General features: G+C 64.1%; 11 protein-coding genes. 7 read left to right on the top strand and 4 right to left on the bottom strand.

What is annotated here, in order from left to right:
- Positions 1–121: 121 nt before the first annotated feature.
- Positions 122–1,000: a class I SAM-dependent methyltransferase gene (locus NKH41_RS24140; RefSeq protein WP_352771895.1), complete on the bottom strand. Its 879-nt coding sequence runs from the start codon at positions 998–1,000 to the stop codon at positions 122–124.
- On the opposite strand from NKH41_RS24140, the gene NKH41_RS24135 reads away from it, so the two are divergent.
- Together NKH41_RS24135 and NKH41_RS24130 are read left to right on the top strand one after the other, a co-directional pair.
- Complete coding sequence (locus NKH41_RS24135) at positions 962–1,741, top strand: TetR/AcrR family transcriptional regulator (RefSeq protein WP_352771893.1); 780 nt, start codon at positions 962–964, stop codon at positions 1,739–1,741. The two genes, NKH41_RS24140 and NKH41_RS24135, sit on opposite strands and share 39 nt — an antisense overlap.
- A 92-nt stretch (positions 1,742–1,833) precedes the next feature.
- Complete coding sequence (locus tag NKH41_RS24130; protein ID WP_352771891.1) at positions 1,834–3,210, top strand: TIGR03808 family TAT-translocated repetitive protein; 1,377 nt, start codon at positions 1,834–1,836, stop codon at positions 3,208–3,210.
- Here NKH41_RS24130 and NKH41_RS24125 read toward each other — a convergent pair.
- Entirely contained in the window at positions 3,203–4,207 is a 1,005-nt protein-coding gene (locus NKH41_RS24125) for an asparaginase (protein ID WP_352771889.1), read from the bottom strand. The two genes, NKH41_RS24130 and NKH41_RS24125, sit on opposite strands and share 8 nt — an antisense overlap.
- 26 nt (positions 4,208–4,233) lie before the next feature.
- A complete protein-coding gene (locus tag NKH41_RS24120; protein WP_352540731.1) occupies positions 4,234–5,400 on the bottom strand; it encodes an acetyl-CoA acetyltransferase in 1,167 nt (388 codons plus the stop codon).
- Positions 5,401–5,624: 224 nt separating this feature from the next.
- On the opposite strand from NKH41_RS24120, the gene betI reads away from it, so the two are divergent.
- Genes betI through betB form a run of 5 tightly spaced genes read left to right on the top strand, consistent with a single transcriptional unit; the run spans position 5,625 to position 11,927 of the window.
- Positions 5,625–6,215: a choline-binding transcriptional repressor BetI gene (gene betI / locus NKH41_RS24115; RefSeq protein WP_352449081.1), complete on the top strand. Its 591-nt coding sequence runs from the start codon at positions 5,625–5,627 to the stop codon at positions 6,213–6,215.
- Positions 6,212–7,741: a choline-sulfatase gene (betC, locus tag NKH41_RS24110; protein WP_352771887.1), complete on the top strand. Its 1,530-nt coding sequence runs from the start codon at positions 6,212–6,214 to the stop codon at positions 7,739–7,741. Before betI ends, betC begins: the two co-directional genes overlap by 4 nt.
- Positions 7,741–8,748, top strand: coding sequence for a pyridoxal-phosphate dependent enzyme (locus NKH41_RS24105; protein WP_502895731.1), 1,008 nt, complete (start codon positions 7,741–7,743; stop codon positions 8,746–8,748). Before betC ends, NKH41_RS24105 begins: the two co-directional genes overlap by 1 nt.
- Before the next feature lie 3 nt (positions 8,749–8,751).
- Positions 8,752–10,404: a choline dehydrogenase gene (gene betA, locus NKH41_RS24100; RefSeq protein WP_352618572.1), complete on the top strand. Its 1,653-nt coding sequence runs from the start codon at positions 8,752–8,754 to the stop codon at positions 10,402–10,404.
- A gap of 59 nt (positions 10,405–10,463) precedes the next feature.
- Positions 10,464–11,927 (top strand): betaine-aldehyde dehydrogenase, encoded by a 1,464-nt coding sequence (gene betB / locus NKH41_RS24095; RefSeq protein WP_352771883.1) that lies wholly within the window; start codon positions 10,464–10,466, stop codon positions 11,925–11,927.
- Here betB and NKH41_RS24090 read toward each other — a convergent pair.
- A complete protein-coding gene (locus NKH41_RS24090) occupies positions 11,891–14,161 on the bottom strand; it encodes an AGE family epimerase/isomerase (protein WP_352779855.1) in 2,271 nt (756 codons plus the stop codon). The genes betB and NKH41_RS24090 overlap by 37 nt on opposite strands.
- Positions 14,162–14,166: the final 5 nt, after the last annotated feature.

The following is a 14,166-nucleotide window of genomic DNA, read 5'->3' as shown; positions in this document are numbered from 1 at the left end:
CGAGGAGGTCGCGTCGACCTTAATCAAGACGCTTCGGTGCGAGTGGATCCACGGCTTCATCGCCGACTTCTTCAACACTATCGGTATAAAGCTGACCATGCGAATGCCTCAACTTGGCGCACTATCGCGCTTCGCGGGCCGCAAGGCTAAGGTCCGGTTGCGCAACTAGGTAGCGGAGCCCCTTGGTTCCGACGTCGCCTTGCTCAACGATATTGAAGCCGTGCCGGCCGAGATCCGCTGCAACTTTGTCCAAATCGACGTAACCATGCCGGTGGAGCCGAAAGGTGCTCTTCCAGCGCGGCGGTTTTGCAAAATCGACGATAAGCACGCGACCGCCCGCCTTCAGGACGCGGAAGGCTTCTCTGCCGAAATCCTCGCGGCCCTTCTTTGGAAGATGGTGGAACATCAGCGTGCTGAGGACGACATCAAATTCCCCATCCTTGAAAGGCAGTTCCTGAGCGGTGGCGGTCGAGAACCCGACTTGTAGCCCGGCTCGCCGGGCCTTTGCCGTCGCGCGCGCAACCATTTCGGCGGAGGCGTCGACGCCGTGCACACGCCCCTCCGGCCCCACCTTCTGTCTGGCAAGGAGCGCGGTGGTGCCGGTGCCGCACCCGACATCCAGGACCACTTCTCCCGGTTTCAGCTTCGCAAAGCTTAATATCCTTTCGCGAAAAGCACGTTCGCGACCGAAGGTCAGAAGCCACGCCAGCATATCATACAGGGCGGCGGAATGAAGCGTGATGCCGACATGCGGCGCCTTCTCCTCGCTGGCGGCCGGTCTGCGGGCCTTGGCGGACAGCCGCCCGTGAGCGCTTTGCCATATCAATAAGCTCGCGACTACGACGAGTGCACCAGCATGAAGCAGGAGGACGGGAACTCCCAAGGAAAAGACCGCATTTGCCTGTCCCAACGAGAAAAATGCCGCGAGCACCACGGCCACTTTGACGAGCGCGACTAACGCATGCCCTCCGACTATTGTTCCGAAAAGACGTTGGTGCATTGCTTTATCTCCGGCCAGCCGGGCATCGCGCTGGGCCTTCCGCAAGAGCATAGGATACTGGACAGTGTGTCCAGTATCAGTTTTACTGGCCACATCGCACCGACGCGCCCAATACTGGACGATTTGGTGTCCTTTGGCCGGAAAAGGATGTTGCCGATGCCAGCCGGACCGATCGACCGTCGGGTCGCCAGGACCCGCAGCCGACTGCAGCAGGCGCTTTTCAGACTGACCGCCGAGAAGGGATATACGGCGATCACGGTCGAGGATATCTGCAGGGAAGCCGATGTCGGCCGCTCGACTTTCTACACACACTATCCCGACAAGGACCGCTTGAGGAAAGCAACGATCGACGACCATCTGAAGACCTTGCAGGCACACGGTGCCGAACGCCATTCGCAGCGGAACGCCAAGGGCTTTTCCTTCAGCGGTCCGGTGTTCGAGCATGCTCATGCCACGCGGGAGATGCACCGTGCGCTGATGGGCGGGAAAAAGCGCGAAATGCCAGAAGAGATCCGCGGCTGGATAAGCAGGCAGGTTCGCCATGAGTTGGCGAATATCCAAGGTGATGAAGGCGGAGTCAGACTTGAGATCGCCACACGCTTCATCGTTGGCGCGTTCTTTGAAGTGATGCACTGGTGGCTTGAGAGGGATACGAAGCTGTCTCCCGCGGAGATCGACCAGATATTCCTGCAACTTGCCTTCAACGGGGCGGTGATCGCTGAGCCAACGAGGATCGAATAGGGGCCAAGCGTCAGATTTTCACCACGAATTCGACCGGGCTAGTCTGGCACGAATCCTGCGGCGTGAGCGTTGGACGCAAGGGATCTGTGCCGATGTTGAACAGAAGAACGCTGCTTGCGCAGACCACCGGCTTTGCCATCATGGGGCTTTCGCTTGGCAAGGCAGCGGGGAAGAACCTGCCCGGCATTGAGAAAGCCGCGATGCGTGGCGCGATCAACGCGACCGAGCTCGGCGTCCGGCCCGGTGCGCTTGACGATCAGAGCAAGGCTTTCACCAAGCTGCTGCGCGACGCGCACGACCGCGACATGCCGGTGTTCCTGCCGCCGGGGATCTATATCGTTTCCAACCTGTCGCTGCCCGGCCGGGTGCGCCTGTCCGGCGTGCCGGGCGCATCGCGGATCGTCTATGGCGGCAATGGCCATCTCATCATGGCCGAACGGGCCGAGCATATCGAACTCAGCGGGCTGGTGTTCGATGGCAGCAACCGCTGGATGGGCGACTACACGCAAGGCCTGCTCGATCTGCGCCGCATCGCCCATCTGGTCGTCGACAACTGCCAGATGACCGGCAGCGGCAAGAACGGTCTGGCGCTCGAACACGCCTGGGGCCGCATCCAGCGCTCGGAGATATCCGGTGCGGCCGATGCCGGCATCTATTCGGTCGAGGCCGATGGCCTGGAAATATCAGGCAATAGCGTCTCCGACTGCGCCAATGGCGGCATCCTCGTGCACCGCTGGCAGGCAGCGGAAGACGGCACCATCGTCAGCGGCAACCGGATCGAACGCATCCAGGCGCGCGGCGGCGGAACCGGCCAGAACGGCAACGGTATCAACGCCTTCCGCGCCGGCAACGTCATCATCTCCGGCAATATTGTTTCGGATTGCGCGTTCTCGGCGATCCGCGCCAACAGTTCCAGCAATTTGCAGATCACCGGCAACACCTGCTCGCGTTCGGGCGAGACGGCCGTGTATTCCGAATTCTCGTTCGAAGGCGCCGTCATCGGCAATAACATCGTCGATGGTGCTGCGAACGGTATTTCGATCGTCAACTTCAACGAAGGCGGCCGCATGGGCGTCTGCTCCGGCAACATCGTCCGCAATCTGTCGACCAGCGGCCCCTACCCTGCCGACGCGCCCGGCTTCGGCGTCGGCATTAGCGTCGAGGCCGACACCACCGTTTCCGGCAACGTCATCGAGAATGCGCCGCTCTACGGCATGCAGATCGGCTGGGGACCGTTCATGCGCAATGTGGTCGCCACGGGAAACATCGTCCGCAAGGCCGGAACCGGCATCGCCGTCAGCGTGGTTGAAGGTGCCGGAACGGCAATCATCTCCGACAATGTCATCGACGGAGTCCAGAACGGCGCGATCGTCGGCCAATGCTGGGCCGAGCGAGTGACCGGTGACCTCGCCGCATCAGGCAATGCCGGCTACGCGCATCTGACCGTCGAGCGCAACCACGTCAGTTGAGGGTGGCCGTCGGCCGGAGCGCGCCGACTTTGGCACCGATCCGGCTCTCGATAGGCGGATTTGCCTGTTCGGTCAGTTTCGCAGCGAGCGCCTGGTCGGCGTGCAGCAGCTTAGCCAGCACGGCCGCGACCATCACTTCAGCGGCGCGGCCGGCGCCATCGTCGCACTTCAGCGCGATGCCAAGGCCAAGCTCCGGAAGGGCTGCACAAAAAACACCCTCGGCGCCTCCCTTGACGAAAATCCGGCCCCGCGCGGCCTCCATCATCGCGACATCGGACCTGCCCGTGCCGGCGACGAAAAACGGCTCGGCCATGCAGGCGGAAAGCAGCCGCTTCGCCGCCCGGGCGCGCACCGGCTCGAACCCGGCACCTGTCGCCATGCGGGCAAAGCCAAGGGCAAAGCTGCGCAGGGGCACGGCATAGGTCGGAATCGAGCAGCCGTCGGTGCCGCGGTGATCGGCGTCATGGGCAGCACCGGTCACCGCCTGCATCGCTTCGCGCACCATCTCCTGCGAGGCGTGGCCAGCCTTGACGTAACCACGATGGGCGATGCCGCTGTGAACGCAGGTGCAGAGAAAGCCCGAGTGCTTGCCGGAACAATTGTTGTGCAGCGCGTTCGGCACGCTGCCGGCGCGGGCAAGTGCCAGGGTCGCTCCATGGCTCGAAGGCCAATGCGCGCCGCATTCGAGTGCCGTCTCGTCCAAGCCGGCCTTCGCCAGCATGGCGCGCGCCAGCTCGACATGTGGCGGCTCGCCGGAATGCGAGGCGCAGGCCAGCGCCAGCTCCCGATCACCGAAGCCGTAGGCATCGGCAGCGCCGCTCTCGACCAGCGGCAGCGCCTGGATCGCCTTGACCGCCGAACGCGGGAACACCGGTTGTGCCGTGTCGCCGATCTCCCAGACAGGCTTGCCGTCGGCGTCGAAGACGGCAACAGCGCCGCGATGAGCACTCTCGACGATTGGGCCGCGCAAGACTTCGACCAGAACCGGATTTGCCATGTCACCTCCCGCGAATGCGGGCGGGTTTATCTGATCCGGTCGAGAATGGAAACGTAGTTGGCGACCGCGGCACCGCCCATGTTGAAGATGCCGCCGAGTTTTGCTCCCGGCACCTGGATGCCGCCCGCCTCGCCGACAAGCTGCATGGCGCTCAGCACATGCATCGATACGCCGGTGGCACCGATCGGGTGGCCCTTGGCCTTCAGTCCACCGGACGGATTGACCGGCAGCCTTCCATTTTTCGCCGTCTCGCCATCCAGGGCCAGCTTGGCGCCCTCGCCCGGCTTTGCCAGGCCCATCGCCTCATACTCGATCAGTTCGGCGATGGTGAAACAGTCATGCGTCTCGACGAAGGACAGGTCGCCGAGCGTCACGCCCGCCTGCTTCAGCGCCTGGTTCCAGGCCTGCTCGCAGCCTTCGAAGGCGAGAATGTCGCGCTTCGACATCGGCAGGAAATCCTGCACATGCTCGTTGGCGCGGAAGGCGACGGCGCGGCGCATCTTCAGCGCCGTGGCCGTGTCGGCAAGGACAAGCGCGGCGGCACCGTCCGACACCAGCGAGCAGTCTGTGCGCTTCAGCGGACCGGCGACGAAGGGGTTTTTTTCGCTTTCCTGCCGGCAGAACTCGTAGCCGAAATCCTTGCGCATCTGCGCGTAGGGATTGTCGACGCCGTTCTTGTGGTTTTTGGCGGCGATCATCGCCAGCGCATCCGACTGGTCGCCGTAGCGCTGGAAATAGGCTTGGGCGATCTTGCCGAAGACGCCGGCGAAACCTGCCGGCGTGTTGCCGTCCTCCGGCAGATACGAGGCCTTGAGCAGGTTCTTGCCGATCTCGGGACCGGGCGTCGTCGTCATCTGCTCGGCGCCGACCACCAGCACGATACGGGCGGCATTGGCGTCGATGGCGCGGATGCCTTGCCTGACCGCCGCCGAGCCGGTGGCGCAGGCGTTCTCGACGCGGGTCGCCGGCTTGAAGCGCAGCCGGTCGTCGGCCTGGAGGACCAGGCTCGCGGTGAAATCCTGGGCGGAAAACCCGGCGTTGAAGTGGCCGAGCACGATCTCGTCGACGTCATCCGGACCGATACCGGCATGATCGAGCGCCTCGACTGCCACCTTGGTGATCAGGCCCTCCAGCGTCTCGCCTTCGAGCTTGCCGAAGCGCGAATGCGCCCAACCGACGATGCATGCTGTCATGGCGATCTCCATCCTGTGGACCCGGGCTACGCGATACTGCGCGCGCATCAGCATTGTTCAAGCATGAACCGTTCCGCCGGCCTCGCGAAGGGGCCAGAACCGCACAATTGCTTGATCTTGATCATCTGGTCATAGTGCCTGGCTTTTGCCAGCAAATCAGGGTGGATTTTTGTTGATTGATGCGTCAATAAAAAATAATCTTGCCCCAACAGGCCGGAGCAGGAATGCCGAAACTCGGAATGGAGCCGTTGCGCCGCAGGGCGCTAATCGATGCAACGATCTCGGCGATCGGCGAGCGCGGTTCGCTTGATGTGACGATGTCGGAAATCGCCGGGCGCGCCGGCGTGTCCTCGGCGCTTGCCCACCATTATTTCGGCGCCAAAGACGAATTGCTGTTGGCGACGATGCGGCACATCCTGAGCGAGCTAACGGCCGATACGCGCCGTGCACTTCGCGCGGCCGGCACGGCGCGCCAGCGCGTCTCGGCGGTGGTCGCGGTCAATTTTTCCGACATCCAGTTCCAGCCCGAAACGATCGCCGCCTGGCTCGCCTTCTATGTCGAGGCGCAAAAATCGGCAGCACTCCGCCGGCTGCTCAAGGTCTATGCGCGCCGGCTGCATTCCAATCTGCTCAGCGGGCTGGCCGGCATCCTGCCGAGAAGCGAGGCCGACCGGGTCGCCGAAGCGACCGCGGCGCTGATCGACGGGCTCTATATCAGGCGCGCGCTGAAGGACGGTGTTCCTGATGCCGCGACCGCGATTGCACTGGTCGAGGACTATCTCGAAACGAAGCTCAGCGGACGGCAGAAGCAGTGACATCCAAGCGACCCAACATCCTGATCGTCATGGTCGATCAGCTCAACGGAACGCTGTTTCCGGATGGGCCGGCGGACTTCCTGCACGCGCCGCATCTGAAGGCGCTCGCCGCGCGTTCGGCGCGTTTTTGCAACAATTACACGGCCTCGCCGCTCTGCGCGCCGGGCCGCGCCGCATTCATGAGCGGCCAGTTGCCGTCACGCACCGGGGTCTATGACAACGCCGCCGAATTCGCGTCTTCGATCCCGACCTTTGCCCATCATCTGCGCGCCGCCGGTTATCACACCTGCCTCTCCGGCAAGATGCATTTCGTCGGGCCGGACCAGTTGCACGGTTTCGAGGAGCGGCTGACCACCGACATCTATCCGGCCGATTTCGGCTGGACACCCGACTATCGCAAACCCGGCGAGCGCATCGACTGGTGGTATCACAATCTCGGCTCCGTCAGCGGCGCCGGTACTGCCGAGATCACCAACCAGCTGGAATATGACGACGAGGTCGCCTTCCATGCGGTGCAGAAGCTTTATGATTTTGCCCGCGTCTCCGACGATGCCGCACATCGGCCCTGGTGCTTGACGGTTTCCTTCACCCATCCGCACGATCCTTACGTCGCACGGCGGCAATACTGGGACCTCTACGAGGATTGCCCGGCGCTCGAGCCTGAGGTCGGCTTCATTCCTTACGACAGGCAGGACCCGCATTCGCAGCGGCTCTACCGCGCCAGCGACTATGACAGGTTCGACATCACCGCTGAGCAGATACGCCGCGCACGACGCGGCTATTTCGCCAACATCTCCTATCTCGACGACAAGCTCGGCGAATTGATGTCGGTGCTCGAGCACACACACATGCTCGACGACACGATCATCCTGTTCTGCTCGGACCATGGCGACATGCTTGGCGAGCGCGGCCTGTGGTTCAAGATGTGCTTCTTCGAAGGTGCGGCGCGGGTGCCGCTGATGATCGCCGGCAAGGGCATCGCCGCCGGGCTGATCGACACGCCGGTTTCCAACCTCGACGTGACGCCGACGCTTTGCGACCTCGCCGGCATCGACATCAGCGCGATTGCGCCGTGGACCGACGGCCAGTCGCTGCTGCCGCTGCTGAATGGAAAGAAGCGCTCCGCGCCGGTGCTGATGGAATATGCAGCCGAAGGCTCGAACGCGCCGATGGTGGCGCTGCGCGAGGGCCGCTACAAATTCATCCATTGCGAGATCGACCCGCCGCAACTGTTTGATCTTGAATCGGATTCGCAGGAATTGACCAATCTCGCCGCCGATCCGGCCAATGCGGCATTGGTGGCCGCTTTCACCGACAAGGTGCGGGCGCGCTGGGACATGGCGGCCTTCGACGCGGCGGTGCGTGCCAGTCAGGCACGCCGCTGGGTGGTCTACCCGGCGCTGCGCAACGGCACCCATTATCCCTGGGAATTCCAGCCGCTGCAGAAGGCATCGGAGCGCTACATGAGAAACCATATGAACCTCGACCTGCTCGAAGAGCAGAAGCGCTTTCCGCGAGGCAAATGATGGCAGATAGTCTCGTCCCCTCGCTCGACCATCTCAGGCAGGCCTATGCCGTCACCTCCAAGGCGACGCAGATCACGCCGCTCCTGGAATCGGCGGCACTTGCCCGCGAGACCGGCGCCGCCCGCATCTTCGTCAAGGCCGAATCGCTGCAATGGGCAGGATCGTTCAAGGTGCGCGGCGCCTACTGGCGGCTGAAGAAGCTCTCGCCTGACGAAACCAAAAAGGGCGTCGTCGCCTACTCCTCCGGCAATTTTGCGCAGGGGCTAGCGGCGGCTGGCCAAGCGCTTGGCATTCCCGTCACCATCGTCATGCCGATCGACGCGCCGGCCGCCAAACGCGATGCCACGTCGGGGTATGGCGCGCGTGTCGTGCTAACCGACCATGGCGAGCGAGCGCGTGAGGAAGTCGCCGCCGCCAGAGCGCGTGAGATCGCCGCGAGCGATGGCTTGGCGCTGCTGCACCCGTTCGACGATCCGGAGATCGTCGCCGGCCAGGCCGGCGCCGGACTGGAGGCACTCGACCAGCTCGCCGCCAGGCAAGTGGAGGCCGATCTCTTGTTCTGTTCGGTCGGCGGTGGCGGGCTGATAGGTGGCGTTTCGCTGGCCTTCCACTATCTGTCGCCCGCCACGGAGATCATCGGCGTCGAGCCGGAAGGTTTTGACGGCATGGGCTCGTCGCTCGCGCATGGCGCCATCGAAACCATGCCGATCGGACCGAGATCGATCTGCGACGGGCTGATGTCGCGGCGGCCCGGCGACGCGCCGTTCGCAGCGGTGACGACCGCCGGTGTTCGCGGCGTCACTGTCGATGATGCGTCGGTGCGGCGCGCCATGCGCATTGCCTTCGAGCGGATGAAGCTAGTGCTTGAGCCATCCGGCGCTGCCTCGCTGGCGGCGGTGCTCGGCGGCAAGGTCGACATAACCGGCAAGACCGTTCTGGTGATGGCAACCGGCGGCAACGTCTCGCTGGCCGATTTCATTGCGCATATGAACCACGGGCGCGCATGAACCATGCTTGAAGCGGATTTCGTCATCATCGGCTCCGGCTCGGCCGGCTCGGCCATGGCCTACCGGCTGTCGGAGGACGGCAAGCATTCGGTGATCGTCATCGAATATGGCGGCAGCGATATCGGGCCGCTGATCCAGATGCCGTCGGCGCTGTCGATCCCGCTCAATATGAGCCTTTACGACTGGGGCTTCGCCAGCGAGCCGGAGCCGCATCTCGGCGGCCGCGTGCTGGCGACGCCGCGCGGCAAGGTCATCGGAGGCTCATCCTCGATCAACGGCATGGTCTATGTGCGCGGCCATGCCCGCGACTTCGACCATTGGGCCGAACAGGGCGCGACCGGCTGGGGCTTTGCCGATGTGCTCCCGTACTTCAAGCGCATGGAAGACAGCAATGGCGGCGAGAATGGCTGGCGCGGCCACGGCGGCCCGCTGACTGTGCAGCGCGGCTCGAGGACGAACCCACTCTACGGCGCCTTCGTCGAGGCAGGCCGTCAGGCCGGTTTCGAGCTGACCGACGACTATAACGGCGCGAAGCAGGAAGGCTTTGGGCCGATGGAGCAGACCATCCGCGGCGGCCGTCGCTGGTCGGCCGCGAGCGCCTATCTGAGGCCGGCGCTGAGGCGGAAAAATGTCAGCCTGGTCAAGGGTTTCGCCCGGCGGGTAATCATCGAGAATCAACGCGCCACCGGCGTCGAGATCGAAGTGCGCAAACGGATTCAGGTGGTCAGAGCGCGGCGCGAGGTGATCGTTGCCGCGTCCTCGATCAACTCGCCCAAGATCCTGATGCTGTCCGGCATCGGCCCCGGCCAGCACCTTAGGGAGAACGGCATCCCGGTGATCGCCGACCGGCCCGGAGTCGGCCGCAATCTGCAGGACCATATGGAACTTTACATCCAGCAGGAATCGACAAAGCCGATCACGCTGAACTCCGTCTTGAACCCGTTCTCGAAGGCGCTGATCGGGGCACAATGGCTGTTCTTCAAATCCGGCCTCGGTGCCACCAATCATTTCGAGGCGGCCGCCTTCGTGCGCTCGCGCGCCGGCGTCGACTATCCCGATATCCAGTATCACTTCATCCCGGCCGCGGTCCGCTATGACGGCAAGGCGGCGGCCAAGGCGCATGGTTTCCAGGCGCATGTCGGGCCGATGCGGTCGAAGTCGCGCGGTTCGGTCACGCTGCGCTCGCCCGATCCCAAATCGAACCCGGTGATCCGCTTCAACTACATGTCGCATCCAGACGACTGGACGGAGTTCCGCCACTGCATCCGGCTGACCCGCGAGATCTTCGGGCAGGCGGCCTTCGATCCGTACCGAGGCAAGGAACTGTCGCCGGGCTCGCATGTACAATCGGATGAAGAGCTCGACGCCTTCATCCGCGACCACGCCGAAAGCGCCTACCACCCTTGCGGCACCTGCAAGTTGGGCCGTGCCGATGATGCGATGAGCGTCGTCGATCCGGAATGCCGCGTCATTGGCGTCGAAGGGCTTCGGGTCGCCGATTCCTCGATCTTTCCACGCGTCACCAACGGCAATCTCAACGCGCCGTCGATCATGACCGGCGAGAAGGCCGCCGACCACATTCTCGGGCGTACGCCGCTGCCACCGTCCAACCAGGAACCATGGATCAATCCGCGCTGGCAGGTGTCGGACAGATAGGCCATGATCCGGCGGACGCATATTCCGCATGCCGCGACAAGACGATTTGGAGAACAGTCATGCGCGCCCAGCCAACGGCATCGCATTATGTCAACGGCCGCTATATCGACGACGAGCGCGGCGCAGCGCTGCCGGTTATCTATCCGGCAACCGGCGAGACCATCGCCATGCTGCGCTCGGCGACGCCGAACGTGCTGGAGCTCGCGATCGAGGCGGGGCGGGCAGCACAACCGGCCTGGGCGCGGCTGAAGGCGGTCGAACGCGGCCGCATCCTGCGCCGCGCCGCCGACATTTTGCGCGCGCGCAATGCCGATCTGGCGCGCATTGAGACGCTGGATACCGGTAAGCCTATCCAGGAGACGCTGGTTGCGGACGCCCCGTCGGCGGCCGACTGCCTGGAATATTTCGGCGGCGCGGTCGCCGCCTTTAATGGCGAGGCCGTCGATCTCGGCGGACCCTTTGCCTATACCAGGCGCGAGGCGCTCGGCGTTTGCGTCGGCATCGGCGCCTGGAACTATCCGATCCAGATCGCCGGCTGGAAATCCGCACCCGCCCTCGCCATGGGCAATGCGATGGTTTTCAAACCATCGGAAAACACGCCGCTATCAGCGCTGGCGCTCGCCGAAATCTATACCGAGGCCGGGCTGCCCGACGGGCTGTTCAACGTGGTGCAGGGTTTTGGCGATGTCGGCGCCGGCCTTGTCGGCCACAATGTCGTCGCCAAGGTCTCGGTGACCGGCTCGGTGCCAACCGGCCGCAAAGTGCTGTCGCTCGCCGGCTCGAAGATGAAGCACGCGACGATGGAGCTCGGCGGCAAGTCGCCGCTGATCGTCTTCGAAGACGCCAACCTCGAAAACGCCATCGGCGGCGCGATGCTCGGCAATTTCTATTCGACCGGCCAGATCTGCTCCAACGGCACGCGGGTCTTCGTGCAGAGTAGCATCCATGACCGTTTCGTCGAGAGGCTGACCGAACGGACGAAGAAAATCCGCATCGGCGATCCGCTCGATCCGGACACGCAGATGGGGCCGCTGGTCTCGAAGGCGCAGCACGACAAGGTGGTCTCTTACATCGAGGCCGGCAAGCAGGATGGCGCGGTGCTCGCCTGCGGCGGCAACGTGCCTTCGCTGCAGGGTTTTCAGGGCGGCTTCTTCGTCGAGCCGACGGTGTTCACCGGTGTCACCGACACGATGCGCATCGCCCGCGAGGAGATTTTCGGGCCGGTTATGAGCGTGCTGAAATTCGACAGCGAGGACGAGGTGATCGATCGCGCCAACGACACCGAATTCGGCCTCGCCGCAGGCGTGTTCACGCGAGACCTGGCGCGCGCCCATCGTGTCATTGCCGAACTGCAGGCCGGCACCTGCTGGATCAACGCCTACAATCTGACGCCGGTCGAAATCCCCTTCGGCGGCTTCAAGCAATCCGGCATCGGCCGCGAGAATTCGCTCGCGGCACTGGCGCTCTATTCGCAGCTGAAGTCGGTCTATGTCGAGACCGGGGATGTCGCCAGCCCGTACTGATCCTTGGGCGCCGTGCCGTCCAGATACTGCGTCAGCGCGCAGACGAGATGATAGAAGATGCTGGCCGGCACCTCGCTCGCCAAGGAGCGGCCACGCTCGTCGATGCGGTCGATCCACAGGCCGAGCGGTGCCGGATTGATGTGCCAGCGGAACAGCCGGCCGACCCGTGCCTCGATCTCCGGCTTCAGGTCGGGACCGCCCGAACCGTCCAGCGCGATCGCCGCCTTGATCGCTTCGGCCTGCGGCCAGCTGCGCGAGACGCGGTCGAGCGGCAGTCCTTGCCGCGAGACGGCGCCGTAGGCGAGGCCCGTGGCGCGGTTCAGGCCATTGGCGATCGCCGACGCGTAGAGCTTCCGGGCAAGGCCGGTCAAGCCGCTCTGGCCGCTGCGGCCGGCGAAGTCGACCAGCAGCGAGGCCCATTCGAAATGATGGCCGGGTTCGGTCCACGTGCCCTTGTCACCAGGGGTCGGCCGCCATTCATGGTCGAAATACTCACCCAGCGTCCAGCTTTCCGGGTCGAAGAAATGGCTGCGAAACAGATCGACGATGCGCGCGGCGCGACGAAGATGGGCGCGCTCGCCGGTCGCCTGATGCCAGGCCAGGAATGCCTCGAGCAGATGCATGTGCGGGTTGGAGCGGCGCTCGCCCTCGCCGCTCGAGGTCTCGCGGAAGCCGGTCAGGCGTTCGTCCTCGAGATGCGCGTCGATGAACGCAAAGGTCTCCTGGCCAAGCCGCAACGCATCGGGATTGCCGCACATATGGGCATGCGCCAGCGCCAGGAGCACGCAGGAATGGTCATAGGCATCCTCGGCGGCGTCGGCGACGGTGCCGTCGACGTTGAGCGTGCGTACCCAGCCGCCATTGTCGGTACGTCCGTGCCTGGCCATGAATTCGAGGCCGTGGCTGATCAGCCGATCGGCCGGGCCGTTCCAGCCGCGCGCCTTGGCGACGGCGAAGGCGTAGATCTGCCTGGCCTGCGTGCGCATGCGCTTGGGTTTCATCAGAGGGGCGGCATCGAAGCCGAGCGCCTCGTGGAACCCGCCGTGGCGCTCATCGACGCCGACCGTCGACCACAACGGCACCGTCTCCTCGAACAGCCAATGGTGCACGCGGCGCTGCCAGGCGCCGCTTTCGATGACGCGGTCGTCGGCGGGCGTGAACCTGGTCTCAAGGCGGCCGCTTTTTTCGAGCTGCTCGACGATCTTCTTGACGTTCTGGCTGTGGCTGACCGGGGCGACGAAAGTGGCGTCGGCGGTCGACACGATGGCGACGTCCTTCAGGCCTATGGCCGACAGCAGGCGGCCGTCGCTGCGGATATAGGAGTTCTCGCAATCGATGGCGACGACATCGCCGACGATGACATTGCCCTGCGTGTCGGAGGGGCCGACGTCGAGCAGCGATTGCCAGGAGCCGAGATCGTTCCAGCGAAAGCCGGCCGGCACCATGGCGATGCCGCTGGCGCGCTCCATGATCGCATAGTCGATCGATGTCGATGGGATGGCGGCATAGAGATCCAGAGGCATGTAGAGGCCGGAAAGATCCGATGTCGCAGCCTGGTAGGCAGCCTCTGTGGCGCTCCAGATGTCGGGCTGGAAGGCCATGAACGCGTCGCGCATGGCACTTGCGCGAAACAGGAAGATGCCGGTGTTCCAGTAGAAATTGCCAGCCTTGAGATAGCTCTGCGCCGTGGCGAGATCGGGTTTTTCGACGAAACGCGAGACATCGCAGATGCCATCGCGCTCGCCGGCCACCTCGATGTAGCCGTAACCGGTCTCGGGTTGGGCGGGCTTGATGCCGAACACAACCAGCCTGCCTTGGCGCGCGGCCGCCGTGCCGGCCTCGATGCTCCGCCAGAATTGCTGTGGCGTCGCGATCTCATGATCGGACGGCACCACCAGCACCAGGCTGTCGCCGAATTCCGACAGCGTGCGCAGGCTTGCCAAGGCGACGGCCGCGGCGGTGTTGCGTCCGGTCGGCTCGAACAGCGGGCCGCCGCCGGAAAGCTCGTGACCGGCAATGTCGGCATGAACGCGGTCGGCATGCCTTTCCGAGGCAATCAGGAAAACCGGCGTTTCGCCTTCCAGCCGCGCGGTCAGCCGGCGCAGCGTCTTGGCCAGCATCGAGCCGTCGCCGGAGAAATCATGGAACTGCTTGGGATTGTCCTCCCGCGACAACGGCCACAGCCGCGAGCCGACGCCGCCGCTCATCACAAAACTGACGATCCGTTCGGTCATGAAAA

Origin of the sequence: Mesorhizobium sp. M1169 (genome assembly GCF_040318345.1) — a bacterium.
Classification (GTDB): Bacteria; Pseudomonadota; Alphaproteobacteria; order Rhizobiales; family Rhizobiaceae; genus Mesorhizobium.
The sequence above is the reverse complement of the archived record's forward strand: the minus strand, read 5'-3'. Positions and strand labels throughout refer to the sequence as shown.

Excerpts from the sequence above, each read along its gene's own strand:
- NKH41_RS24135 (WP_352771893.1), top strand. The coding sequence starts at position 962 with ATGCCCTCCGACTATTGTTCCGAAAAGACGTTGGTGCATTGCTTTATC.
- NKH41_RS24140 (WP_352771895.1), bottom strand. The coding sequence starts at position 1,000 with ATGCACCAACGTCTTTTCGGAACAATAGTCGGAGGGCATGCGTTAGTC.
- NKH41_RS24130 (WP_352771891.1), top strand. The coding sequence starts at position 1,834 with ATGTTGAACAGAAGAACGCTGCTTGCGCAGACCACCGGCTTTGCCATC.
- NKH41_RS24125 (WP_352771889.1), bottom strand. The coding sequence starts at position 4,207 with ATGGCAAATCCGGTTCTGGTCGAAGTCTTGCGCGGCCCAATCGTCGAG.
- NKH41_RS24120 (WP_352540731.1), bottom strand. The coding sequence starts at position 5,400 with ATGACAGCATGCATCGTCGGTTGGGCGCATTCGCGCTTCGGCAAGCTC.
- betI (WP_352449081.1), top strand. The coding sequence starts at position 5,625 with ATGCCGAAACTCGGAATGGAGCCGTTGCGCCGCAGGGCGCTAATCGAT.
- NKH41_RS24105 (WP_502895731.1), top strand. The coding sequence starts at position 7,741 with ATGGCAGATAGTCTCGTCCCCTCGCTCGACCATCTCAGGCAGGCCTAT.
- betA (WP_352618572.1), top strand. The coding sequence starts at position 8,752 with ATGCTTGAAGCGGATTTCGTCATCATCGGCTCCGGCTCGGCCGGCTCG.
- betB (WP_352771883.1), top strand. The coding sequence starts at position 10,464 with ATGCGCGCCCAGCCAACGGCATCGCATTATGTCAACGGCCGCTATATC.
- NKH41_RS24090 (WP_352779855.1), bottom strand. The coding sequence starts at position 14,161 with ATGACCGAACGGATCGTCAGTTTTGTGATGAGCGGCGGCGTCGGCTCG.